20 protein-coding genes are annotated in these 24,446 nt (G+C 72.6%); 16 read left to right on the top strand and 4 right to left on the bottom strand.

The annotated features are described in order from the left end of the window. Window positions 1-32 precede the first annotated feature (32 nt). The 3 genes from AB0N31_RS15215 (at window position 33) to AB0N31_RS15225 (ending at window position 2,339) form a co-directional block, all read left to right on the top strand. Window positions 33-596, top strand: a complete 564-nt coding sequence (locus tag AB0N31_RS15215) for an SAV_6107 family HEPN domain-containing protein (protein ID WP_366058829.1) — start codon at window positions 33-35, stop codon at window positions 594-596. A gap of 249 nt (window positions 597-845) precedes the next feature. Next, a complete protein-coding gene (locus tag AB0N31_RS15220; RefSeq protein WP_366058918.1) occupies window positions 846-1,685 on the top strand; it encodes a methyltransferase in 840 nt (279 codons plus the stop codon). A 252-nt stretch (window positions 1,686-1,937) separates the two neighbouring features. After that, window positions 1,938-2,339, top strand: coding sequence for a DUF3040 domain-containing protein (locus AB0N31_RS15225; protein ID WP_363087215.1), 402 nt, complete (start codon window positions 1,938-1,940; stop codon window positions 2,337-2,339). A gap of 333 nt (window positions 2,340-2,672) precedes the next feature. Here the strand turns inward: AB0N31_RS15225 and AB0N31_RS15230 are convergent, their stop codons facing one another. The 4 genes from AB0N31_RS15230 to AB0N31_RS15245 all read right to left on the bottom strand — a co-directional run bounded on the left by AB0N31_RS15230 (window position 2,673) and on the right by AB0N31_RS15245 (window position 8,334). Beyond that, window positions 2,673-5,195: a DUF3488 and transglutaminase-like domain-containing protein gene (locus AB0N31_RS15230; protein WP_366058830.1), complete on the bottom strand. Its 2,523-nt coding sequence runs from the start codon at window positions 5,193-5,195 to the stop codon at window positions 2,673-2,675. Next, window positions 5,192-6,565, bottom strand: coding sequence for a DUF58 domain-containing protein (locus AB0N31_RS15235; RefSeq protein ID WP_366058831.1), 1,374 nt, complete (start codon window positions 6,563-6,565; stop codon window positions 5,192-5,194). The genes AB0N31_RS15230 and AB0N31_RS15235 overlap by 4 nt, the downstream gene beginning before the upstream one ends. Then, window positions 6,562-7,602, bottom strand: coding sequence for a MoxR family ATPase (locus tag AB0N31_RS15240; RefSeq protein ID WP_366058832.1), 1,041 nt, complete (start codon window positions 7,600-7,602; stop codon window positions 6,562-6,564). The genes AB0N31_RS15235 and AB0N31_RS15240 overlap by 4 nt, the downstream gene beginning before the upstream one ends. A gap of 174 nt (window positions 7,603-7,776) precedes the next feature. Next, entirely contained in the window at window positions 7,777-8,334 is a 558-nt protein-coding gene (locus AB0N31_RS15245; RefSeq protein WP_366058833.1) for a carbonic anhydrase, read from the bottom strand. A 429-nt stretch (window positions 8,335-8,763) separates the two neighbouring features. Between AB0N31_RS15245 and rsmH the strand changes: the two genes are divergently transcribed. From rsmH to AB0N31_RS15310, 13 genes are all read left to right on the top strand, one after another. After that, window positions 8,764-9,765, top strand: a complete 1,002-nt coding sequence (gene rsmH, locus AB0N31_RS15250) for a 16S rRNA (cytosine(1402)-N(4))-methyltransferase RsmH (protein ID WP_366058834.1) — start codon at window positions 8,764-8,766, stop codon at window positions 9,763-9,765. A gap of 73 nt (window positions 9,766-9,838) precedes the next feature. Beyond that, window positions 9,839-10,384, top strand: a complete 546-nt coding sequence (locus tag AB0N31_RS15255; protein WP_366058835.1) for a septum formation initiator family protein — start codon at window positions 9,839-9,841, stop codon at window positions 10,382-10,384. 5 nt (window positions 10,385-10,389) lie between these two features. Continuing rightward, window positions 10,390-12,357, top strand: coding sequence for a penicillin-binding protein 2 (locus AB0N31_RS15260; protein ID WP_366058836.1), 1,968 nt, complete (start codon window positions 10,390-10,392; stop codon window positions 12,355-12,357). Between the two features lie 204 nt (window positions 12,358-12,561). Continuing rightward, window positions 12,562-14,082 (top strand): UDP-N-acetylmuramoyl-L-alanyl-D-glutamate--2,6-diaminopimelate ligase, encoded by a 1,521-nt coding sequence (locus tag AB0N31_RS15265; protein ID WP_366058837.1) that lies wholly within the window; start codon window positions 12,562-12,564, stop codon window positions 14,080-14,082. 4 nt (window positions 14,083-14,086) lie between these two features. Then, a complete protein-coding gene (gene murF / locus AB0N31_RS15270; protein ID WP_366058838.1) occupies window positions 14,087-15,517 on the top strand; it encodes a UDP-N-acetylmuramoyl-tripeptide--D-alanyl-D-alanine ligase in 1,431 nt (476 codons plus the stop codon). Next, window positions 15,514-16,587 carry a phospho-N-acetylmuramoyl-pentapeptide-transferase gene (gene mraY, locus AB0N31_RS15275; RefSeq protein WP_363087225.1) on the top strand — a complete coding sequence of 358 codons (1,074 nt, stop codon included), beginning with the start codon at window positions 15,514-15,516 and terminating at the stop codon, window positions 16,585-16,587. The genes murF and mraY overlap by 4 nt, the downstream gene beginning before the upstream one ends. Then, window positions 16,569-17,987, top strand: coding sequence for a UDP-N-acetylmuramoyl-L-alanine--D-glutamate ligase (gene murD, locus AB0N31_RS15280; protein WP_366058839.1), 1,419 nt, complete (start codon window positions 16,569-16,571; stop codon window positions 17,985-17,987). The genes mraY and murD overlap by 19 nt, the downstream gene beginning before the upstream one ends. A gap of 73 nt (window positions 17,988-18,060) precedes the next feature. Further along, window positions 18,061-19,413, top strand: coding sequence for a putative lipid II flippase FtsW (gene ftsW, locus AB0N31_RS15285; protein WP_366058840.1), 1,353 nt, complete (start codon window positions 18,061-18,063; stop codon window positions 19,411-19,413). A gap of 6 nt (window positions 19,414-19,419) precedes the next feature. Further along, on the top strand, window positions 19,420-20,517 hold the full coding sequence (gene murG, locus AB0N31_RS15290) for an undecaprenyldiphospho-muramoylpentapeptide beta-N-acetylglucosaminyltransferase (RefSeq protein WP_366058841.1): 1,098 nt from the start codon (window positions 19,420-19,422) through the stop codon (window positions 20,515-20,517). Window positions 20,518-20,636: 119 nt separating this feature from the next. Next, window positions 20,637-21,431, top strand: coding sequence for an FtsQ-type POTRA domain-containing protein (locus AB0N31_RS15295; RefSeq protein WP_366058842.1), 795 nt, complete (start codon window positions 20,637-20,639; stop codon window positions 21,429-21,431). Window positions 21,432-21,718: 287 nt separating this feature from the next. Beyond that, entirely contained in the window at window positions 21,719-22,939 is a 1,221-nt protein-coding gene (ftsZ, locus tag AB0N31_RS15300) for a cell division protein FtsZ (protein ID WP_366058843.1), read from the top strand. Next, entirely contained in the window at window positions 22,936-23,700 is a 765-nt protein-coding gene (gene pgeF / locus AB0N31_RS15305) for a peptidoglycan editing factor PgeF (protein ID WP_366058844.1), read from the top strand. Before ftsZ ends, pgeF begins: the two co-directional genes overlap by 4 nt. 5 nt (window positions 23,701-23,705) lie before the next feature. After that, on the top strand, window positions 23,706-24,425 hold the full coding sequence (locus AB0N31_RS15310; RefSeq protein ID WP_366058845.1) for a YggS family pyridoxal phosphate-dependent enzyme: 720 nt from the start codon (window positions 23,706-23,708) through the stop codon (window positions 24,423-24,425). Window positions 24,426-24,446 lie beyond the last annotated feature (21 nt).

Raw genomic sequence — 24,446 nt, forward strand, 5'->3', positions numbered from 1 at the left:
CGTGCCGTCACACAGACGACAGGAGGTTCGTCATGGCCAGCTCCCACGCAGCAGCCGCACGTCGGCGACGCGCCACCGGCCCTGCCCCCTCACTGACCGGCCCGGCGAGCGACGTGCACCCCGTGCTGCGCCGGACCACGGCCCCGCCCGCCGCCCTCGACCTGCTCGCCCAGGCCCACGCCGGGCTGGACGAGGCCACCGTCCTCGACACCCCCAACGAGCGGTACGCCACGGCCCACCTCGCCGCGCTGCGCACCGCCGCCGCCGTCCTCGCCGCGCGGGGGCGCCCGGAGGCCACCCCCCGACGCCGCGCCCGGATCAGGAGCGCGTGGGAGGTGCTCCCCGAGATAGCGCCCGAACTGGCCGAGTGGAGCGTGCTGTTCGCCTCCGGAGCCGGGCGCCGCGCCCGCGCGGAGGCGGGCATCCAGGGCGCGGCCAGCCGTCGTGACGCCGACGACCTGATACGCGACGTGGCCATGTTCCTCCGCCTCGTCGAACGCATGCTGGTCCTCCAGCCGGTGCTGCCCCCGCCCCGCCAGGAGGGCGCCGAAGCGGACGGCCCGAGCGCGGGTTCGGACATGCCGGACGCGGGATGAGCCACGCCGCCGACGGGACCGGCCGGGCCGGCGGGGTGTCCGTCCGGGACGCGCGCACGGGCGCCCCGGGCAGGCCGGCGGGCCCCGCGACCGGGCGCACCGCGGTGACCGGGGGCGGGGGCGGAGGCAATAGGGTGGACAGCGCCTGAAGCCTTCCCCCGCCGCCGCTGCGGCCGGGAAGGCGCCCCGTTCGCTCCGCCGCGCCAGAGGCGGTGCCGCGCCGAGGAGTCAACTGCCGTGCCGGACCCCATGCGCCCGTCCGTCTCCCACCGCCACTCCCACACGGCGTCGCTGCGCTCCGGCACCTCCCGCCCCCGCGCCTCGCTCCGTACCGCCGTGGTCTGGGAGGTCCTCCAGGACGCCCTCGACCGCCAGGTCAAGGCCACGGGGCGGGAGTCGCTGGACGTGCTCGACACCGGGGGCGGCAGCGGCAACTTCGCGGTGCCGGTCGCCCGCCTCGGGCACCGGGTCACCGTCGTCGACCCCAGCCCCAACGCGCTGTTCGCGCTGGAGCGCCGCGCCGCCGAGGCCGGAGTCGCCGACCGCGTGCAGGGCGTCCAGGGGGACGCCCACGGCCTCTTCGACGTGGTCCGGCGCGGCGGCTACGACGTCGTGCTGTGCCACGGCGTCCTGGAGTACGTCGACGACCCCGCCGAAGGCGTCCGCAACGTGGTGGCCGCGCTGCGCTCCGAGGGGGTCCTCAGCCTGCTCGCCGCCGGCCTCGGCGGCGCCGTTCTGGCCCGCGCCCTCGCCGGTCACTTCAAGGAGGCCCGCCAGGCCCTCACCGACCCGGACGGCCGCTGGGGCGAGGGCGACCCCGTACCGCACCGTTTCACCGCCGACCAGCTCACCGGACTGGTCGAGGGCGCCGGCCTCCGGGTGGGCGCCGTGCACGGGGTGCGGGTCTTCGCCGACCTCGTGCCCGGCGTGCTCGTGGACACCGAGCCCGGCGCCCTGGAGGCACTGCTGAAGCTGGAGGAGGCGGCGGCCGAGCTGCCCGCCTTCCACTCCGTGGCGACACAGCTCCACGTGCTCGGTGAGACCCGGGGGCCGGCAGGGCCGCCGCCCACTCCTGAGACGCGCCGCTGATCAGGTACGCGGCTGCGCATGGAGTACGCCACAGGCCCCCCGTTCGGCCGAAGCGCGCCGTATGATCGAGGGGGACCGCCCGGCATGACGGGTCGGCCGCCGGGGAATGGAACCCCCAGCGGACCCGAGACGCTCATGACGGGCTCCGGTTGGCCAATTGGCGTAGAGGGGCGGGTTTCACGGGGGCGATTCCCTGCCTATCCTGAAGGGACCCCCGGGTCGCCCCGGCGACTGCACGATGAGGAGGACTCCGTGCCGCTCTCGGAGCACGAGCAGCGCATGCTCGAGCAGATGGAGCGAGCGCTGTACGCCGAAGATCCCAAATTCGCGTCGGCGCTTGAGGGAAGCGGGCTGCGTACGTACACCCGGCGCCGGGTCTACCAGGCGGTCGCGGGCTTCCTCGTGGGTATCGCGCTCCTCATGGCCGGTATGGTCGCCCAGCAGGTCTGGCTCAGCGTGGTGGGCTTCCTCGTCATGCTGGGGTGTGCGGTCCTCGCGGTCACCGGCTGGCGCAAGGCCCCCAAGCCGGGTGAACAGCCTGCCGGCGCCCCGCAGGCACGCGGGCAGGGACGGCCGAAGCGCTCGGTGATGAACCGGATCGAGGAGCGCTGGCAGCGCCGCCGCGACGAGCAGGGTGGCGGCCAGGGTCACTGAGGCGCCGCCGAGGCTGTACCGGGCCGCTCCCGTGCCCGGCCGGTGAGACGCCGGAGCCGCGCAGAGACGTGGTGAGGGGGGTGACAGCCCGACCGGGCGGTCACCCCCCTCACGCATGCCCCCTGTCTGTGCCCTCGCCTGTGGATGCGGCCCTTCCGCAGGCCCGCCGCGGAACAGCGTTCGGCCCCCGTTCCGGGAGAGATCCCGGAACGGGGGCCGAACGCCTCGTCACCGGGCGCACAGCAGCGGCCCCGCCGAGCGTCAGCCGCCTCGGCGACCCGGCCGAGCCTGAGCGTCCGCCGCCCGCCGCAGCCACCGGCCGCCGCCCGAGCGTCAGCCGCCCGCCCGAGCGTCAGCCGCCCGGCTGCCCGGTCGTACCCGACGGGCCAGGGCCGTCAGGCGGGCCGAGCAGGTCGCCCTGACCGCCGTCCAGCGGTCGCTGAGGTCCCACACCACACGGACGGCCGAACGCGGTGCCACGACCGCCCGCAGCCGGGTGCGCCGGCCGACCCGCGCCCGCAGGGCCACCCGCACCTTCCGCACGTCCTCGGCCAGCCCGGCCTCGGCCCGCGGCTGTGGGGCGAACAGCACCTGCTCCACGGCGCCCGCCAACCGGTGCACGGATCCGGCCACCGCCTGGTCCAGCTCGCCGAGCCGGACGATCCGGTCCGCCGCCCGGCGGGGCGTCAGCGCATCGTCGGGCGGGATCCCGTAGTCCCAGGCCGTGTCGGTCAGCTCGCGCCACACCCTCAGGACGTGGGCCGCGGCCGCCTCGCCGACCTCCTCCGGCGGCGGGTCCAACAGCACCGCCGGACCGGCGTCGCCCACCGGCTGCCCGACGCCGTCCCCGAGTGTCCCGGAGCCCGACCGGCCCACCGCCGGGGAACCGGTGTGCTGGGCCGAGGCAAGCCGCACCGACCGCCGTCTCAGCCGCCACACCATCGGCAGCAGGGGCAGCACCAGCACCACGAGTCCCAGCGCCGTCCAGCCCGCGATCTTGTACCAGGGCGGGCCGCCGCCGCCCTGATCCGCCTGGTCCAGCGGCAGCGCGTCGGCGCAGCCCTGGAGCCTCTTGTCCTCCGCGGTGCAGCTCGTGCTCGCCGACGGCTCGGCCGACGGCGCCGCGCCCGCCGACCGCGAGGCCTGCGGCAGGTCCGGGACGGCATTGCCCGAGGTCTCCGGCAGCGTGTACGGAGGAGTCGTCCCCCGGGTCGGGGTCGGCTCGAAACGGGTCCAGCCCACGCCCTCGAAGTACAGCTCCGGCCAGGCGTGCGCGTCCTTCAGGCTCACCGCCACCGAACCGTCGGACTGCGGGGAGCCGGGCGCGAAGCCCACCGCCACCCGGGCCGGAATGCCCAGCGTGCGGGCCATCGCCGCCATCGCGAACGAGAAGTGCACGCAGAAGCCCTGCTTGTCCCGCAGGAAGCGGGCGAGCGCGTCCTTCCCGGTGCCGACCTCGACCTCGGTGTCGTACTCGAAGCCGCCCGTCACCGCGAACCAGTCCTGGAGCTTCACCGCCCGCTCGTAGTCGTTCGACGAGCCGTCGGTGATCTCGCGGGCCGTCCGGGACACCACCGCCGGCAGGGTCTCCGGCACCTGGGTGTACTCGCCGCGCAGCGAACCGCGGGCCTTGGGGGCGGCGGCCAGCTGTTCCGCGGTCGGCCGCACCTGAAGGCTGTTCACCTCGTAGGACTTGCCGCGGGTGGTCTGACGGTGGTCGCCGACCACGGTCATGCCGACCGGCTCGTACCGCCACCTGCCGCTGACCTGCACACCGCTCGGCGGGTACGGCATCGGCAGCCAGTCCTGGGCGTACCAGTCGGCGGCGGCCACCCGGGTGGTGATCTCCGCGCGCCGCACCTGCGGGCTCAGGCCGGGCGGGGTGGGCAGCTCGTCGGGCACGGCGACGACGTCGCGCTTCGACGGCTTCCACGTGGTGCCGTCGAAGTCGTCCAGGGAGACGATCCGCAGATACAGGTCCGAGAGGTCGCCGGTGTTGGTGCGCAGGGTCAGGACCGTGCGGTCCTCGTTCACGTTCAGGCTGTCGCGCAGCGACACCAGTGGGTTGACCGCGGAGATCGTGCCCCCGCCGCCGGTGCCCGGGCCGGCCCCGGTCCCCGCGCCGTCCAGCAGACCGCCGTCGATCGCGGGCAGCGGCAGCAGCGGCACCGCGAGCGCCACGCCCAGGGCGGCCGCGCCGATGCGCCGCCCGGTGCGCACCGGGGCCACCGGGCCGGACTGCCCGCCCGGGGCGCGCGGGGCGCCCCCGAAGACGCGGCCCCACTGCGAGAGCCGCTCCCGGCTCTCGGCGAGCAGCAGCATGAGATAGCCGCCGCCGGCCACCAGGAACCAGAGCCAGTCGGTCCCCCCGTCGGAGAGCCCCGCGGCGACCGAGTACAGCGCCAGCAGGGGCAGGCCGGCCGGCGCGGCGTTGCGGTAGGTCACCGCGAGGGTGTCCACCGCGAGCCCGATCAGCAGCACACCGCCGATCATCATCAGCCGGATGCCGTCGGAGAGCGGCGCCGGTATCGCGTACCGCCCCACGTCGTCGGTGCCCGCGCGGAGCAGGTCGGCGAAGTGCTGGAAGGCCTGCGGGCCGGGAATCAGCCCGGCGAGGGCCTGTTCCCGGGCGAAGACCAGGGTGAGCAGCACCAGCGTGACCAGGACCTGGGCCAGCACGGTCAGCGGCCGGGCCAGCGGCACCCGCCGGGTGGCCGCGCCGGCCCCGCACTGGACGGCCAGCAGGACGGCCGCCAGCAGGATCCACGAGGTCTGCTCGACCAGGGGCAGCAGGGCGGAGGCGGCCATCAGCGTGGCCGCCGCGGCGCACAGCGTCAACCGGGCCCGACCGCTCATGACCCCGCCCCCCTTCCGCTCGGTCCGCCGGCCGTCACGACACCCGAACGCTCCCGGTCCGCCTGCCGCCACAGCTCGTCCAGCGGAGCGCCCCGCGGCACGCTCACGGCCGTCCAGCCCGCCTCGCGCAGCATCCGCAACCGCTCCTGGTGCCTGTTCATCGGATGAGGCACGTCATTCGGTTCACGCACCCAGCTGTCGCCGTCCAGGAGGAAGACGACGGCGCCCCCGCTGCGCTGGCGCATCTTGGCGGCCACCGCCGCCTCCTCCTCGTCGAGGTCGCCGAGGAAGGCCACCAGCAGCCCCTCGTTGCCCCCGCGCAGCACGTCGTAGGCCGGGGACAGGCCCGTGCCGTCGGAATGGTCGATCACGGCGAGGGTGTCCATCATCAGCCCGGCCGCGTCGGCCGATCCCTGGCCGGACCCGGCGAAACCCTCGGCACCCTCGCCCGGCACCGAGCTGCCGGTGTCCGTCAGCAGCCGGACGGAGAAGCCCCGCTCCAGCATGTGCACCAGGACGGACGCGGCGCCCGAGACCGCCCACTCGAAGGCCGAGTCGGGGCCCGCGCCCCGGTGGGCGAGCCCGCGGGTGTCCAGCAGCACCGTGCAGCGGGAGCGCTGGGGCTGCTCCTCACGGCGCACCATCAGCTCGCCGTAGCGGGCGGTGGAACGCCAGTGGACACGGCGCAGGTCGTCGCCGTAGCGGTAGCCGCGCGGGATCGCGTCGTCCTCGCCGGCCAGCGCCAGCGAGCGCTGCCGCCCGTCGCCGTACCCCTTCGCCTCGCCGCCCAGCCGGACCGGCGGCAGCGCCTCCACGCGCGGCACGACCGTCAGGGTGTCGTGCGTCGAGAAGGAGCGGGTCAGCTCGCACATGCCGAACGGGTCGTTCAGCCGCAGCTGGAGGGGGCCCAGCGGGTAGCGGCCGCGCAGGTCGGAGCGGACCCGGTAGGACACCTCGCGCCGGCCGCCCGCCTCGACCCGGTCCAGGACGAAGCGGGGGCGCGGGCCGAGGACGTAGGGCACCCGGTCCTGGAGCATCAGCAGGCCCGTGGGCAGCCGGGAGACGTTGTCCATGCGCAGATGGACGCGGGCCTCGCTGCCGGCGGGCACGCGCGCGGGGGAGAGCCGGCGGCTGCCGGCCACCCGGTAGCGGGTGCGGTAGACCACGGCCGCGCAGACCAGCGGCAGCGCGGCCAGCAGCAGCCCGACGCGCAGCAGGTCGGGCTGACCGAGGACGTAGGCGCAGATCGCGGCGGCGACCCCGGCCGCCAGGAAGGAGCGGCCACGCGTGGTGAGACCGGCCAGGGCGGTGCGTACGCCGCCCTTCTCCCCGCGGCCCGCCTCCGCCGGTCCGGCCGCGCCGGTGGTCATCCGAGCCTCCGCGGCGGCTGCCGGTTGTACGCCTGGGGGCCGTCGCCCAGGCCGTAGCCGCGCTGCTGCGGGGAGCCGGTGGGCACCGGGGTGCGCTGGATGATCTCCTCGACGACCTGCTCCGAGGTGCGGCGGTTCAGCTGGGCCTGCGCGGTGGGCAGCAGCCGGTGGGCCAGGACGGCCACGGCGAGGTTCTGCACGTCGTCCGGCAGCGCGTAGTCCCGGCCGCCGAGGGCGGCGGACGCCTTCGCCGCGCGCAGCAGATGCAGGGTCGCGCGCGGGGAGGCGCCGAGTCTGAGGTCGGGGTGGGTGCGGGTGGCGGAGACCAGGTCGACCGCGTACCGCCGGATCGCCTCGGCGACGTGGACCCCGCGGACCGCCTCGATCAGCTTCAGGATCTCGTGCGCGTGGGCCACCGGCTGGAGGTCGTCCAGGGGGTTCACCCCGCCGTGGACGTCGAGCATCTGCAGCTCGGCCTCCGGGCTGGGGTAGCCGATGGAGACTCGGGCCATGAAACGGTCGCGCTGGGCCTCGGGCAGCGGATAGGTGCCCTCCATCTCCACCGGGTTCTGGGTGGCCACCACCATGAAGGGGCTGGGCAGCTCGTAGGTCTGCCCGTCCATGGTGACCTGGCGCTCCTCCATCGACTCCAGCAGCGCGGACTGGGTCTTGGGCGAGGCGCGGTTGATCTCGTCGCCGATCACGATCTGCGCGAAGATCGCCCCCGGCTTGAACTCGAAGTCCCGGCGCTGCTGGTCCCAGATGGACACGCCGGTGACGTCCGACGGCAGCAGGTCGGGCGTGAACTGGATACGCCGGACCGAACAGTCGATGGACCGGGCCAGCGCCTTCGCCAGCATCGTCTTGCCCACGCCGGGGACATCCTCGATCAGAAGATGTCCCTCGGCGAGAAGCACCGTCAGAGAAAGCCGTACGACCTCGGGCTTGCCCTCGATCACTCCCTCCACCGAACTGCGGACCCGCTCCACAGTGGCGGTCAGATCTGTGAGGCTCGCACGCTCGTCATAGGTCGTCACCCGGCCCTCCTCGGCCCGTTCTTTCCGGGCCGACGCTCTGCGATGCGGACCGGCCCACCCCGAAACACGGACACCACGCGGGAAATGCTCAGCGCGACGCCACTCCCGCATTCTTGCTGCCGTTACCGTTTCGTGTCACTCGCCCGTGGACAACTGACAGCGATATGTCAGGTCTTAGGACTGTTCGGCCGGGTCGATCTCCCTCAGCATCCCCGTCCTCACGTCGAAGACGAAGCCTCGTACGTCGTCGGTGTGCAGCAGGAACGGCGAGGTGCGCACGCGCTGCATCGACTGCCGCACGTCCTGGTCGACGTCCCGGAAGGCCTCCACCGCCCATGCCGGACGCTGTCCCACCTCCATCTCCAGGTCGTGGCGGAACTCCTCGGTGAGGCTCTCCAGACCGCAGCCGGTGTGGTGGATCAGCACCACGCTGCGGGTGCCCAGGGCGCGCTGGCTGATCGTGAGGGAGCGGATCACGTCGTCGGTGACGACACCGCCCGCGTTGCGGATGGTGTGGCAGTCGCCGAGTTCCAGGCCGAGGGCGTCGTGCAGGTCGAGTCGGGCGTCCATGCAGGCCACCACGGCCACGTGCAGGACGGGGCGCGCGTCCATCCCCGGGTCGCTGAACGCGGCGGCGTAGCGCCGGTTCGCGTCGACCAGGTGGTCGGTGACCGTACCGCCAGTGGGTATGGCGGCCTCGGAGCCGGTGGGTACCGATGCAGAAGTCGTCATACCCATGACGTTACTGGTCACAAGCTCTCCGGTCTCGTTGTGAGAAGGGTGAAGAACGTCATCCCGGTCTCATGTGAGGTAATCCACACGAGTGGCCGGGTCAAGCCCGTGGGAGCGATTTTCCCGTAATCGCCGCTTCGCACGCGTACCGGAGCACGACGCGCAGGCCGGTTGATTGACCGCGAGACAGGGTGGACTAAAGTGACGCGAAGCGGGAGGCGGTGATCTCCCCGCTGGACTGAATTCCCCGAGAGACCCCGGCGCGGCCGCCGGGGATCTCCCCGCGTGCGCGGCGCGTACGTACGGCTCGGCCTCCTCCCGCTCCCGGTCGGCTGACGCTTCCGGCGCCGGCGGACCTCCCCTTCTTCGAGCGGGTGGGGACCCGGCGGTGCGTACGGACTCCGCCGGATCTGAGAGGGCCCAGGACCAATGGGGCGCGAAGCGCATTCGAACGAGGGTGACGGCGGGCGACGGGAGGGACGGAGTCGACACGTCCCGGTGATGCTCCAGCGGTGCCTGGACCTGCTGGCCCCCGCCCTCCAGCGGCCCGGAGCGGTGGTCGTCGACTGCACGCTCGGCCTCGGCGGACACAGCGAGGCCCTGCTCACCCGGTTCCCCGAGGCCCGCCTCGTCGCCCTGGACCGCGACAAGGAGGCCCTGCGGCTGTCCGGCGAGCGCCTCGCCCCGTACCAGGACCGCGCCACCCTCGTGCACGCCGTGTACGACGAACTTCCCGAGGTGCTGGAGCGGCTCGGCGTCCCGCGCGTGCAGGGCGTCCTGTTCGACCTCGGCGTCTCCTCCATGCAGCTCGACGAGGCGGACCGGGGATTCGCCTACGCGCAGGACGCCCCCCTCGACATGCGCATGGACCAGACGACCGGCATCAGCGCCGCCGAGGTCCTCAACACCTATCCGCCGGGCGAACTGGTGCGCATCCTGCGGGCCTACGGTGAGGAGAAGCAGGCCAAGCGGATCGTCTCCGCGGTCGTGCGCGAGCGGGAGAAGGAGCCGTTCACCGACAGCGCCCGGCTCGTCGAGCTGATCCGCGACGCTCTGCCGCAGGCGGCCAAGCGCACCGGCGGCAACCCGGCCAAGCGCACCTTCCAGGCGCTGCGCATCGAGGTCAACGGCGAACTGTCGGTCCTGGAACGGGCGGTCCCGGCCGCGGTGAAGGCCCTCGACGTCGGCGGACGGATCGCCGTGCTGTCGTACCACTCGCTGGAGGACCGACTGGTCAAGCAGGTGTTCGCGGCCGGTGCCGCCACCACCGCGCCGGCCGGACTGCCCGTCGTCCCCGAGCGCTACCAGCCGCGCCTCAAGCTGCTCACCCGTGGTGCCGAACTTCCCACGGAGGAAGAGGTCGCCGAGAACCGGCGGGCCGCCCCGGCGCGGCTGCGCGGGGCCGAGCGCATCAGGGAGGACGTCGAGTGACGGGCGTGCGGCGGGCGGGCCGGGGGACACCCCCGTCCAACGGGTTCGTGACCGGTGGCCCAGGGGAGGGCGAGTGAGCAGGAAACCCCGGCTGAAGGGGCGGGCCGCCCGGCTCGCGCGGCTCTTCCCGGCCCGGCCGCGACAGGCGGCCCGCACGCCGTTCGTCCTGCTCGTCGTGCTGCTCCTCGGCGGTGGCCTGATCGGCCTGCTGGTGCTGAACTCCGCGCTCAGCGAGGGCTCGTTCGAGATGGACGACCTGCAGAAGGACACCAAGAACCTCACCGACGAGGAACAGGCGCTCCAGCGGGACATCGACTCCTACTCCGCCCCGGACGCCCTCCAGCGCCGCGCGCGGGAACTGGGCATGGTGCCCGGCGGCGACCCGGCCTTCCTCGACCCCGACGGCACCGTGAAGGGCGTTCCCTCGGCCGCCCCCCGTTCCCCGGCGGACACCCCGCTCGCCGTACGGCCCCCCGAGGCCATCGCGACCCTGCCGGCCCTCCCGTCGGCCGCCGCCGCCCCCGGCGCCTCCCCGGCCGCCGCGGCCGCCCCCGGCCCGGCGGCGACCGCCCCCGGTGTGTCCGCGACCACAGCCACCCCCACGACTCCCGGCAGGTGACGGAAGTGTCCGACAGGGAACCGCCCCGCCGGCGCGTGCCCGGCCCCGCCCGCCCGGCCCGGCCCGCCCGCCCCGCGTCGGCCCGGCGCCGGCCGGGGCCCGGAGCGCGCCCCGCCCGCCGTCCGGCCGCACGGCCCGCGGCCCCCCGCGTCATCCGGCTCGGCAGCCCGCGTCCCCGGCTGCGCCTGGTCGGCCTCGCGCTGGCCCTGGTGATGATCGCCTTCGTCGTCCGGCTGCTCCAGGTGCAGGCCGTCGACGCCGGCACCTACGCCGCCAAGGCCGAGCAGAACCGCTACGTCGGCCAGGTCCTGGCGGCCGAGCGCGGCGAGATCACCGACCGCTCCGGCGTGGCCCTCGCCTCCAGCGAGGACGCCTACGACATCACGGCCGACCCGACGATGTTCGCCCGCGGACAGCTGAAGATCGACGACGGGCCCGAGCAGGCGGCCGCCCTCCTCGCGCCGATCCTCGGCCAGGAGCAGTCCGCGCTCGTCAAGAAGCTGCGCCCCGGCGACGCGAACGTCCGCTACGCCAAGCTGGCCGGCCGGCAGACCCCGCAGGTCTGGAAGCAGATCAAGGACCTGAAGTCCGCGCTCGCCACCAAGGCCGAGTCGGACCCCGCCACGGCCAACGTCCTGGCCGGCGTCTTCTCCGTCCCGAGCAGCAAGCGCGTGTACCCCAACGGTGAGCTGGCCGCCGGGATACTGGGCTGGGTCAACGCCGAGGGCGCGGGCGGCGGCGGCATCGAGCAGCAGCTGAACGCCACCCTGGCCGGCAAGGACGGCAAGATCCGCTACGCCCAGTCCGGCGGCCGTCAGGTGCCCACCGCAGGCTCCACCGAGACACCGGCCGTGCCCGGATCCGACGTCGAGCTGACGATCGACCGGGACATCCAGTGGGCCGCGCAGAACGCCATCACCGAGCAGGTGAAGGCGTCCAAGGCGGACCGCGGCTACGTCATCGTCCAGGACACCCGCACCGGCGAGATCCTCGCCCTGGCCAACTCGCCCGGCTTCGACCCCAACGACCTGTCCGACGCGAGCCCCGAGGCCCTCGGCAACGCGGCCCTCCAGGACGCCTTCGAGCCCGGCTCCACCGCCAAGGTCATGTCGATGGCCGCCGTACTGGAGGAGAACGCCGCCACGCCCCTCACGCACGTCACCGTGCCCAACCGGCTGCACCGCGGCGACCGGCTCTTCCAGGACGACATCGACCACGCCACCTGGTACCTCACGCTCAACGGCGTGCTCGCCAAGTCCAGCAACATCGGCACGATCCTGGCGACCGGCCAGCTCGGCAAGACCCAGGCGCAGGCGAACCGGACGCTCTACTCCTACCTGCGCAAGTTCGGCATCGGCAGCTACACCGGGCTCGGCTTCCCCGGCGAGACCAAGGGCATCCTCGCGGCGCCCGGCGACTGGTCGACCTCGCAGCAGTACACGATCCCTTTCGGCCAGGGCGTCTCCATCAACGCGCTCCAGGCGGCCTCCGTCTACTCGACGATCGCCAACGGCGGCGTGCGCGTCGAACCGAGCCTGGTGCGCGGCACCAAGGGGCCCGACGGCCGCTTCGCCCCCGCCGAGACCCCCCGCAAGACACGGGTGGTGAGCCAGAAGACGGCCAAGTCCCTCGCCCAGATGCTGGAGTCGGTGGTGGACGACGAGGAGGGAACCGGCACCAAGGCGCGCATCCCCGGATACCGCGTCGCGGGCAAGACGGGTACCGCGAACCGGGTGGATCCGGCCACCGGCAAGTACCGCGGCTACACCTCGTCGTTCGCCGGGTTCGCGCCCGCCGACAACCCCCGGGTGACGGTCTACTGCGCGATCCAGAACGCCACCGAGGGCAGCTACTTCGGCGGCCAGATCTGCGGCCCGATCTTCAAGCAGGTCATGGAGTTCTCCCTGAAGACGCTCCAGATCCCGCCGACCGGGGGGAAGCCCGCGAACCTCCCGGTCTCCTTCGCCCCCTGACCCCGCGACCCCGCCCGCCAGCCCGTCAGCCGCCCGTGTTCAGCGCCGAACCAGCCAGGGAACCAGCCCGTGACCATGATCACTCCCGACCCCGCGAACCAGGCACCACCCGCCGCCTCGCTTCGCTCCCGACCAGCCCCGCCCGGTACGCTCACCGCCGTGCCACACGCTGATCAGTCCCCAACCACTCAGAAGGGCGCTTCCGTGACGTATCCGGGACCGCCGCGACCGGTTCACGTCGCCGCCACACCCCTGGCGGAGCTGGCCGGACAGCTGGGTGCCGAGCAGCCGGAGAGCGCCGCGGAGGTCACGGGCATCACCCACGACTCACGCGCCGTCCGCCCCGGCGACCTGTACGCCGCCCTCCCGGGCGCCCGCCTGCACGGCGCCGACTTCGCCACCCAGGCCGCGGGCCTCGGCGCGGTCGCCGTGCTGACCGACCCGGCCGGAGCCGGGCGCGCCGCCGCCACCGGCCTGCCGGTCCTGGTCGTCGACGACCCGCGCGGACGGATGGGCGAACTGGCGGCCACCATCTACGGCCACCCCGGCCGCGAGCTGCTCCAGATCGGCATCACCGGCACCTCCGGCAAGACCACCACCGCCTACCTCGTCGAGGGCGGCCTGAAGAAGGTCAGGGCGACCGGCCTCATCGGCACGGTCGAGATGCGCATCGGCGACGAGCGCATCAAGTCCGAGCGCACCACCCCGGAGGCCACCGACCTCCAGGCCCTGTTCGCCGTCATGCGCGAACGCGGCGTCGAGGCGGTCGCGATGGAGGTCTCCAGCCACGCCCTGGTCCTCGGCCGGGTCGACGGCTGCGTCTTCGACATCGCCGTGTTCAACAACCTCAGCCCGGAACACATGGAGTTCCACTCCGACATGGAGGACTACTTCCGGGCCAAGGCGCAGCTGTTCACCCCGCTGCGCAGCAGGCTCGGGGTGGTCAACCTCGACGACGAGTACGGCCGCCGGCTGGCCGGCGAGGCCACCGTCCCCGTCGTCACGTTCTCCGCCGAGGGCCACCCCGACGCCGACTGGCGGGCCGTGGACGTCCAGGTCGGCCCGATGGACTCGACGTTCACCGTCCTCGGCCCGCAGGGCGAGCGGATCGCCGCCAGGTCGCCGATCGCCGGCCCCTTCAACGTGGCCAACAGCCTCGGCGCCATCGTCGCCCTCGCCGCCGCCGGACTCGACCCGCAGACCGCCGCCGACGGCGTGGCCGCCGTACCGGGCGTGCCGGGCCGGCTGGAGCGGGTGGACGCCGGGCAGGACTACCTCGCGGTCGTCGACTACGCGCACAAGACGGACGCCGTGGAGTCGGTGCTCAAGGCGCTGCGCAAGGTCACCAAGGGCCGGCTGCACGTGGTGCTCGGCTGCGGCGGTGACCGCGACACCACCAAGCGGGCCCCGATGGGCGCCGCCGTGGCCCGGCTCGCCGACACCGCCGTACTGACCTCCGACAACCCCCGCTCCGAGGACCCCCTCGCGATCCTCGCGACGATGCTCCAGGGCGCCGCGTCCGTGCCGGCCCACGAGCGCGGCGAGGTGCAGCTGTTCGAGGACCGGGCCGCCGCGATCGCCGCCGCCGTCGGCCGGGCGCGGCCCGGGGACACCGTGCTGGTCGCGGGCAAGGGCCACGAGCAGGGCCAGGACATCGCCGGTGTGGTCCGTCCCTTCGACGACCGCCAGGTGCTTCGCGAAGCTATCCAGAAGACCCAGGGATGAACTTGTGATCGCCCTCTCCCTCGCCGAGATCGCAGCAGTCGTCGGCGGGCAGACGTACGACATACCGGATCCGTCCGTGCAGGTCACCGGACCCGTCGTCCGGGACTCCCGCGAGGTGGAGCCCGGCAGCCTCTTCGTCGCCTTCGTCGGCGAACGGGCGGACGGCCACGACTACGCGCGGGCGGTCGTCGAGGCGGGCGCGGCGGCCGTACTGGCCTCGCGGCCCGTCGGCGTACCCGCGATCGTCGTGGACGACGTCCAGACGGCGCTCGGCGCCCTCGCCCGGCACGTCGTGCGCGAGCTCGGCACGACCCTCGTCGCCCTCACCGGCTCGGCCGGCAAGACCAGCACCAAGGACCTCATCGCCCAGGTCCTGCGGCGCAAGGCGCCGACGGTGTTCACGCCGGGCTCGCTCAACAACGAGATCGGGCTCCCGCTGACCGCCCTGTCCGCCACCGAGGAGACCAGGTTCCTCGTCCTGGAGATGGGCGCCCGCGGCATCGGCCACATCCGCTACCTCACCGGTCTGACGCCGCCGAGGATCGGCCTCGTGCTCAACGTCGGCACCGCCCACATCGGCGAGTTCGGCGGCCGCGAGCAGATCGCCCAGGCGAAGGGCGAACTCGTCGAGAGCCTCCCGCCCGCGAGCGGGGGCGGTGTGGCGGTCCTCAACGCCGACGACCCCCTGGTCCGCGCCATGGCCTCCCGTACGAAGGCGAAGGTGGTCCTTTTCGGAGAGTCCGACGAAGCGGACGTACGCGCCGAGAACGTGAGACTCACGGACACCGGACAGCCCGCGTTCAGGCTTCACACACCCTCCGGTGCAAGCGATGTGACCATGCGCCTGTACGGTGAGCACCACGTGTCGAACGCGCTCGCCGCGGCCGCCGTCGCCCATGAGCTGGGTATGTCCGCGGAAGAGATCGCCACCGCGCTCTCCGAGGCGGACTCCCTCTCCCGCTGGCGGATGGAGGTCACCGAGCGCCCGGACGGCGTGACGATCGTCAACGACGCCTACAACGCGAACCCCGAGTCCATGCGAGCCGCCCTGCGCGCGCTCGCGGCCATGGGCAAAGCCTCACAGGCAAAGGGGGGCCGTACGTGGGCGGTGCTCGGCAAGATGGCCGAGCTGGGGGACGAGGCGCTCGCCGAGCACGACGCGGTCGGACGGCTCGCCGTCCGGCTCAATGTCGGCAAGCTCGTCGCGGTCGGGGGCAGGGAAGCCGCCTGGCTGCAACTGGGCGCATACAACGAGGGTTCGTGGGGTGAGGAGTCGGTGCACGTGTCCGACGCACAGGCGGCTGTCGACCTGTTGCGCAGCGAGTTGCGCCCGGGGGACGTCGTACTCGTGAAGGCGTCCCGTTCGGTCGGCCTGGAGGGCGTCGCGCAGGCGCTGCTCGAGACCGGTGCCGAGGGTGAGGTCGCCGCCCGATGATGAATCAGATCCTGTTCGCGGGCGTCATCGGCCTCTTCCTGACGCTGGTCGGCACCCCGCTGCTGATCAAGCTGCTCGCACGCAAGGGGTACGGCCAGTACATCCGCGACGACGGCCCGCGCGAGCACGCCAGCAAGCGCGGTACGCCGACCATGGGCGGTATCGCCTTCATCCTGGCGACGGTCGCGGCGTACTTCCTGTCCAAGGTCATCACGGGCAAGCCGCCGACCTACTCCGGCCTGCTGGTGCTCGGCCTGATGTGCGGCATGGGTCTGGTCGGCTTCCTCGACGACTACATCAAGATCGTCAAGCGGCGTTCGCTGGGTCTGCGGGCCAAGGCGAAGATGGCCGGCCAGCTGATCGTCGGCATCGCCTTCGCGGTGCTCTCGCTCCAGTTCTCCGACCAGCGCGGCAACACCCCGGCCTCGACGAAGCTGTCGTTCATCACGGACTTCGGCTGGACGATCGGCCCGGTGCTGTTCGTCGTCTGGGCGCTGTTCATGATCCTCGCGATGTCCAACGGCGTGAACCTGACGGACGGTCTGGACGGCCTCGCCACCGGTGCCTCCGTCCTCGTCTTCGGCGCCTACACCTTCATCGGTGTCTGGCAGTTCCAGGAGTCCTGCGCCAACGGCGAGACCCTGACCAACCCCAGCGCCTGCTACGAGGTGCGCGATCCGCTGGACCTCGCGGTCATCGCCTCCGCGCTGATGGGCGCCTGCCTCGGCTTCCTGTGGTGGAACACCTCGCCGGCCAAGATCTTCATGGGCGACACCGGTTCGCTGGCGCTCGGCGGCGTGCTCGCCGGTCTCGCGATCTGCTCCCGCACCGAACTGCTGATGGCCATCCTGGGCGGGCTGTTCGTCCTCATCACCATGTCGGTGGTCATCCAGGTCGGCTCCTTCCGGATGACCGGCAAGCGCGTCTTCCGCATGGCGCCGCTCCAGCACCACTTCGAACTCAAGGGCTGGTCCGAAGTTCTCGTCGTGGTCCGCTTCTGGATCATCCAGGGCATCTGCGTGATCGTCGGACTGGGTCTCTTCTACGCGGGATGGGCAGCAGAAAAGTGACCGACTGGCAGGGGAAGAACGTCACCGTCGCCGGACTCGGCGTCTCCGGCATCCCGGCGGCCAAGGTGCTGCACGGCCTCGGCGCGCACGTCACCGTCGTCAACGACGGCGACGACGCACGCGCGCGTGAGCAGGCCGCGGAGCTGCTGGAGCTGGGCGTCACCGTGCGCCTCGGCGACGGGGCGACCCTGCCCGAGGGCACCGACCTGATCGTCACCGCGCCCGGCTGGAAGCCGGACAAGCCGCTGTTCACGGCGGCTGCCGCGGCCGGTGTGCCGGTGTGGGGCGACGTCGAACTCGCCTGGCGGCTCAGGGGGCCCGACGCGGCCCCCTGGCTCTGCGTCACCGGCACCAACGGCAAGACCACCACCACCCAGATGCTGGCGTCGATCCTGACGGCGGCCGGCCTGCGCACGGCGGCCGTCGGCAACATCGGGGTCTCGTTGCTGGACGCGGTCCTCGGCGAGGAGCGCTACGACGTCCTCGCCGTGGAACTCTCCAGCTACCAGCTGCACTGGGCGCCCTCCCTGCGCGCCCACTCGGCCACCGTGCTCAACCTGGCCGCGGACCACCTCGACTGGCACGGCTCCATGGAGGCGTACGCCAAGGACAAGGGCCGTGTGTACGAGGGCAATCGGGTCGCCTGCGTCTACAACGTGGCCGACAAGGCCACCGAGGACCTGGTGCGCGAGGCGGACGTCGAGGAGGGCTGCCGGGCCGTCGGCTTCACGCTGGGCACCCCCGGCCCGTCCCAACTCGGCGTCGTGGACGGCATCCTGGTCGACCGCGCCTTCGTAGAGAACCGGCAGAAGAACGCCCAGGAGCTGGCCGAGGTCTCCGACGTCACCCCTCCCGCGCCGCACAACATCGCCAACGCCCTTGCCGCGGCGGCCCTCGCGCGCGCCTTCGGGGTGCCCGCCACGGCCGTACGGGACGGGCTGCGGGCCTTCACGCCCGACGCCCACCGGATCGCCCACGTGGCGGACCTGGACGGCGTCGCGTACGTCGACGACTCCAAGGCCACCAACACCCATGCCGCGCAGGCCTCGTTGGCGGCGTACGAGTCGATCGTGTGGATCGCGGGCGGTCTCGCCAAGGGGGCGACCTTCGACGAGCTGGTCGCGAAGTCGGCGAAGCGGCTGCGCGGGGTCGTGCTCATCGGCGCCGACCGCGCCCTGATCCGTGAAGCCCTCACGCGACACGCCCCGCAGGTCCCGGTCGTCGAGCTCGACCGGACCGACACTGGGGCGATGCTCGCGGCTGTCCAGGAGGCCCGCGGACTCGCCGTCGAAGGCGACACGGTGCTCCTCGCCCCGGCCTGCGCCTCCATGGACATGTTCGTCAACTACAACCAGCGCGGTGACGCGTTCGCGGAAGCCGTTCGCGAACTCGGAGCCTGACCCGGCCGCCTGCCGGGCGGACCTTGGGAGGGACGCGTGCGACCGTCGAGGCCGACGTTCACCGGAGGCTGCGGTGCCCGGTAGCCGTACCGGGCGGCCGCCCGTCCAGCGGGCCGTCCGCAGACCTGCCGCCAGGCCGCCGCGCGACAACCCGGTGCTGCGGCTCCACACGCGTGCCCGCAGGGCCTGGGACCGGCCGCTGACCGCCTACTACCTGATCCTCGGCGGCAGCCTGCTGATCACCGTGCTGGGCCTGGTGATGGTCTACTCGGCCTCGCAGGTCACCGCGTTGCAGATGGCGTTGCCGGGCTCGTTCTTCTTCCGCAAGCAGTTCCTCGCCGCCGCCATCGGCGGACTGCTGATGCTGGCCGCCTCCCGGATGCCGGTGAAACTGCACCGGGCGCTGGCCTACCCGATCCTCGCGGGCGCCGTCTTCCTGATGGTCCTGGTGCAGGTGCCGGGGATAGGGATGGCGGTCAACGGCAACCAGAACTGGATCTCGCTCGGCGGCTCGTTCCAGATCCAGCCCAGCGAGTTCGGCAAGCTCGCGCTGGTGCTCTGGGGTGCCGACCTGCTGGCCCGCAAACAGGACAGGACGCTGCTGAGCCAGTGGAAGCACCTGCTGGTGCCGCTCGTGCCGGTCGCGTTCATGCTGCTCGGACTGATCATGCTCGGCGGCGACATGGGGACGGCGATCATCCTCACGGCCATCCTGTTCGGCCTGCTGTGGCTGGCGGGCGCGCCCACCCGCCTCTTCGCCGGCGTGCTCTCGATCGCCGCCCTGATCGGCGTGATCCTCATCAAGACCAGCCCGAACCGCATGGCCCGGCTCGCCTGCATCGGCGCCACCGAACCGAAGTCCGGGGCGGCCGACTGCTGGCAGGCCGTGCACGGGATCTACGCCCTCGCCTCGGGCGGCATCTTCGGCTCCGGGCTCGGTGCGAGCGTGGAGAAATGGGGACAACTCCCCGAGGCGCACACCGACTTCATCTTCGCCGTCACCGGCGAGGAACTGGGTCTCGCGGGGACGTTGTCGGTGCTCGCCCTGTTCGCGGCTCTAGGCTATGCGGGTATCCGCGTGGCCGGACGCACGGAGGACCCCTTCGTCAGGTATGCCGCGGGAGGCGTGACCACCTGGATCACGGCCCAGGCCGTGATCAACATCGGTGCGGTGCTCGGCCTGCTGCCGATCGCCGGTGTCCCCCTCCCGCTGTTCTCCTACGGAGGATCCGCCCTGCTGCCGACCATGTTCGCCATCGGGCTGATGATCGCCTTCGCACGCGACGAGCCCGCTGCGCGGGCGGCGCTTGCGATGCGGCCTCCCCGCTTTGGTAGAAAGCGGGGAGCCGGGGGTCTCACGGGGCCCCGGAGATGGAACACGATGCGACGGCGTGCCTCGGCGGCGCGTACGTCCGGAGAGCGGTGAATTTCGGTGCATGTCGTACTCGCTGGTGGGGGGACCGCCGGCCACATCGAGCCCGCGCTCGCCCTCGCGGACGCCCTGCGCAGGCAGGACCCCTCGGTGGGGATCACGGCCCTGGGCACGGAGCGCGGTCTGGAGACCACGCTCGTACCCCAGCGGGGGTACGAGCTGGCGCTGATCCCCGCGGTGCCGCTGCCGCGCAAGCCGACCCCCGAGCTGATCACCGTCCCGGGCCGGCTGCGCGGCACGATCAAGGCGACCGAGCAGATCCTGGAGCGCACCAAGGCCGACGTGGTCGTGGGCTTCGGCGGATACGTGGCCCTGCCCGCCTACCTCGCCGCCAAGCGCCGGGGCGTGCCGATCGTCATCCACGAGGCCAACGCCCGCCCGGGTCTGGCCAACAAGATCGGCTCGCGGTACGCCGCCCGCGTCGCCGTCTCCACGCCCGACAGCAAGCTCCGCGACGCCCGCTACATCGGCATCCCGCTGCGCCGTTCCATCGCCACGCTGGACCGGGCCGCCGTGCGCCCCGAGGCGCGGCACGCCTTCGGCCTCGACCCGAACCTGCCGACGCTGCTCGTCTCCGGCGGTTCGCAGGGCGCCCGCCGCCTCAACGAGGTGGTCCAGCAGGTCGCCCCGTGGCTCCAGCAGGCCGGCATCCAGATCCTGCACGCGGTCGGCCCGAAGAACGAACTGCCACAGGTCCAGCAGATGCCGGGAATGCCCCCGTACGTCCCGGTACCGTACGTGGACCGGATGGATCTCGCGTACGCTGCGGCCGACATGATGCTCTGCCGCGCGGGCGCCATGACCGTCGCCGAACTCTCCGCCGTCGGGCTCCCCGCCGCCTACGTCCCGCTGCCCATCGGCAACGGCGAACAGCGGCTGAACGCCCAGCCGGTGGTCAAGGCCGGCGGCGGCCTCCTGGTCGACGACGCGGAACTGACCCCGGAGTGGATCCGGGAGAACGTCCTGCCGGTGCTGGCCGACCCGCACCGGCTGTACGAGATGTCCCGCGCCGCCGGTGAGTTCGGACGCCGGGACGCCGACGACCTGCTCGTCGGCATGGTGTACGAGGCGATCGCCGCCGGCCGGGCACACCACTAGGAAACGCATCGGCGAGTGAGCCGAAGGGGCGCGTCGGCGCCGAGCGGTCGGGGGCCCCCTGCCGTTCGGCGCCGCCCGCGGTGCCCCGGAGGCGAACCGGGCCAGGAAAGGGAGTGCGCGTGGCCGGATCCGCCACCGCCGAGCGCGGTGCACGCCAGCGGGAGTCGTCCGGCCCGCCCCTCGTCCGGCGGCTCGGTCCGCGCCGGCTTCGTATGATCATCATCATCGCGCTCGCGGCCGTCCTCCTCGGCGCCGGCGTCGGCTGGCTGCTGTACGGCTCCCCGTGGCTGCGCGTGGAGCGGGTCTCCGTCTCCGGCGCGGCTGTTCTGACGCCGGCCCAGGTCCGCGAGGCCGCCGCCGTCCCCGTCGGGTCACCGCTGGTCTCCGTCGACACCGGCGCGATCGAGGAGCGGTTGAGGGAGAGACTGCGCCGGATCGACTCGGTTGCCGTGACGCGTTCCTGGCCCGACGGAATCGGTCTGAAAGTGACCGAACGCACGCCCGTCCTGCTTGTCCAAAAAGGGCGGAAATTCATCGAAGTGGACGACGAGGGTGTCCGTTTCGCCACCGTTTCCCGGGCGCCGAAGGGTGTTCCGCTGCTGGAAACGGAACCCTCCCCGTCGAGTTCGGCCGCCGCGAGTCTGCGCCGCTTCGGCGAGGACCGCCTCGTCCGCGAGGCGGTGCGGACCGCCGGTGCCCTGCCGTCCGCGGTCGCCCGGGCCACCCGCGTCGTCAAGGTCCGTTCCTACGACGACATCTCGCTGGAGCTGAGCGGTGGCCGGACCGTCGCGTGGGGCAGCGCCGAGAACGGTGCGGCGAAGGGCCGTATCATCCTCGCTCTGATGAAAGCCTCTCCGGACGCACGGCACTTCGATGTGAGTGCCCCCACGGCCCCTGCGTCAGCGGGGAGTTGACGCACATCAGCGCAGGCCAGCACCCTGGTTGGGCAGCGACATGGCTGATCACATAGGGTGAAAAGAAAAACGGGAGGTTCGGCGTGTTCGTTGAACGGGCGCCACTTGTCGACTTAGTGTCCTGTTCAGAAGACTTCAAGGAACAGGCACACTGGTAACCCTAAACTTCAGCGTTAGGGTTCGGGTCGGCGAAACGGACCGTCCCATTCGGCATCAGTCGCCGGATCGTGGAGCGCAGAGCGTCTCGCGAACCAGCGACACGTAACTCGAGGCGAGAGGCCTTCGACGTGGCAGCACCGCAGAACTACCTCGCAGTCATCAAAGTCATCGGTGTCGGCGGCGGTGGTGTCAATGCCATCAACCGGATGATCGAGGTCGGTCTCAAGGGTGTCGAGTTCATCGCCATCAACACGGACGCCCAGGCTCTGTTGATGAGCGACGCCGACGTCAAACTCGACGTCGGCCGCGAACTCACCCGCGGACTCGGCGCCGGAGCCAACCCGGCCGTCGGCCGCAAGGCCGCCGAGGACCACCGCGAGGAGATCGAGGAGGTCCTCAAGGGGGCCGACATGGTCTTCGTGACGGCCGGTGAAGGCGGTGGCACCGGCACCGGCGGCGCACCCGTCGTGGCCAACATCGCGCGCTCCCTCGGCGCCCTGACCATCGGCGTGGTCACGCGCCCGTTCACCTTCGAGGGACGGCGCCGCGCGAACCAGGCCGAGGACGGCATCGCCGAACTCCGCGAAGAGGTCGACACCCTCATCGTCATCCCCAACGACCGGCTGCTGTCCATCTCGGACCGCCAGGTCTCCGTCCTCGACGCGTTCAAGTCGGCGGACCAGGTCCTGCTCTCCGGTGTCCAGGGCATCACCGACCTCATCACCACGCCGGGTCTGATCAACCTCGACTTCGCCGACGTCAAGTCGGTCATGTCCGAGGCGGGTTCGGCCCTCATGGGCATCGGCTCGGCCCGCGGCGACGACCGCGCGGTGGCCGCCGCCGAGATGGCGATCTCCTCGCCGCTGCTCGAGGCGTCCATCGACGGCGCCCGCGGTGTGCTCCTGTCCATCTCCGGTGGCTCCGACCTCGGCCTGTTCGAGATCAACGAGGCCGCCCAGCTGGTCAGCGAGGCCGCCCACCCCGAGGCCAACATCATCTTCGGCGCCGTCATCGACGACGCGCTCGGCGACGAGGTCCGGGTCACCGTGATCGCGGCCGGCTTCGACGGGGGCCAGCCCCCGGCCCGCCGGGACAACGTCCTCGGCTCGGCCTCCGGCTCTTCGTCGTCCTCGGCCTCGTCCTCGCCCCGCCGCGAGGAGCCCGCTCCGGTGCGGCAGCCGGAGAGCCGGCCGACCTTCGGCTCGCTCGGCAGCGTGACCCCTAAGGAGGAGCCGGAGCCGGCGCCCGAGCCGGTGGCCGACATCCCGGTCGCCCCGCCGGTGCCGCCGTCGCGCAGCTACTCCGACAGCGCGGCCGAGGAACTGGACGTGCCGGACTTCCTGAAGTGATAGGACAGCGCGGACACGCGAGCGGCGCGCACTTCGCCTTCACCGACCGGTGGGGCGGGGTGAGCGCCGCTCCGTATGAGGAGCTCAACCTCGGCGGAGCGGTCGGCGACGACCCCGAGGCCGTACGGACCAACCGGGAGTCGGCGGCCAAGTCGCTGGGTCTCGAGGCGGACCGGGTCGTCTGGATGAACCAGGTGCACGGCGCGGACGTCGCCGTCGTCGACGGCCCCTGGGGCATGGGGGTCCCCCCGCTCGAGCGAAGCCGGGAGCGGGGGAACCCGGTGCCCGAGGTCGACGCGATCGTCACCCGGGAGCGGGGGCTCGCGCTCGCCGTCCTCACCGCCGACTGCACGCCCGTCCTGCTCGCCGACCCGGTCGCCGGTGTCGTCGCCGCGGCCCACGCCGGCCGGCCCGGGATGGTCGCGGGGGTCGTCCCCGCCGCCGTACGGGCCATGGTCGGACTCGGTGCCGAGCCCTCCCGGATCGTCGCCCGCACCGGGCCCGCCGTCTGCGGCCGGTGCTACGAGGTGCCCGAGACGATGCGGGCCGAGGTGGCCGCCGTCGAGCCGGCCGCGCACGCCGAGACCGGCTGGGGCACCCCCGCGGTCGACGTGACCGCCGGGGTGCACGCGCAGCTCGACCGGCTCGGGGTGCACGACCGGGAGCGGTCGCCGGTGTGCACGCGCGAGTCGCAGGACCACTTCTCTTACCGCCGCGATCGCACCACGGGGCGACTCGCGGGATATGTCTGGCTGGACTGATGGGCATGACGGACCGCAAGGAAGAACTCGCCGGAAACCTGGCGAAGGTGGAACAGCGCATCACGGCCGCGTGCGCGGCGGCCGGGCGCGCGCGGGAGGAGGTGACCCTGATCGTGGTCACCAAGACCTACCCGGCGAGCGACGTGCGGGCACTGTCGGAACTGGGTGTGCGGCACGTCGCCGAGAACCGTGACCAGGACGCGGCGCCCAAGGCCGCGGCCTGCTCGGATCTGCCCCTTTCCTGGCACTTCGTGGGGCAACTGCAGACCAACAAGGTGCGTTCTGTGGTCGGTTACGCGGACGTCGTGCAGTCCGTGGACCGGTCCCGCCTGGTCACGGCCCTGTCGAAGGAGGCCGAGCGCGTCGGGCGCGAGGTCGGCTGCCTCATCCAGGTCGCGCTCGACGCGGGCGAAAGCGCGCGGGGGGAGCGGGGCGGTGTCGCGCCCGGTGGGATCGCGGAGTTGGCCGACCTCGTGGCGGGCGCTCCGGGGCTCCGGCTCGGCGGGCTGATGACAGTCGCACCTCTGACCGGGGAGTACGCCGGACGTCAACGGGCGGCGTTCGACCGGTTGATGGATTTGTCGACTGACCTGCGCCGAGCTCATCCTGCTGCGAACATGGTCTCGGCAGGGATGAGCGCGGACCTCGAACAGGCCGTGGCGGCCGGAGCGACACATGTACGCGTCGGCACCGCGGTACTCGGAGTCCGTCCCAGGCTCGGGTAACGTCGCCAGGAAGTCGGACCA

The sequence above is a fragment of the Streptomyces sp. NPDC051051 genome (assembly GCF_040682975.1).
Lineage (GTDB): Bacteria > Actinomycetota > Actinomycetes > Streptomycetales > Streptomycetaceae > Streptomyces.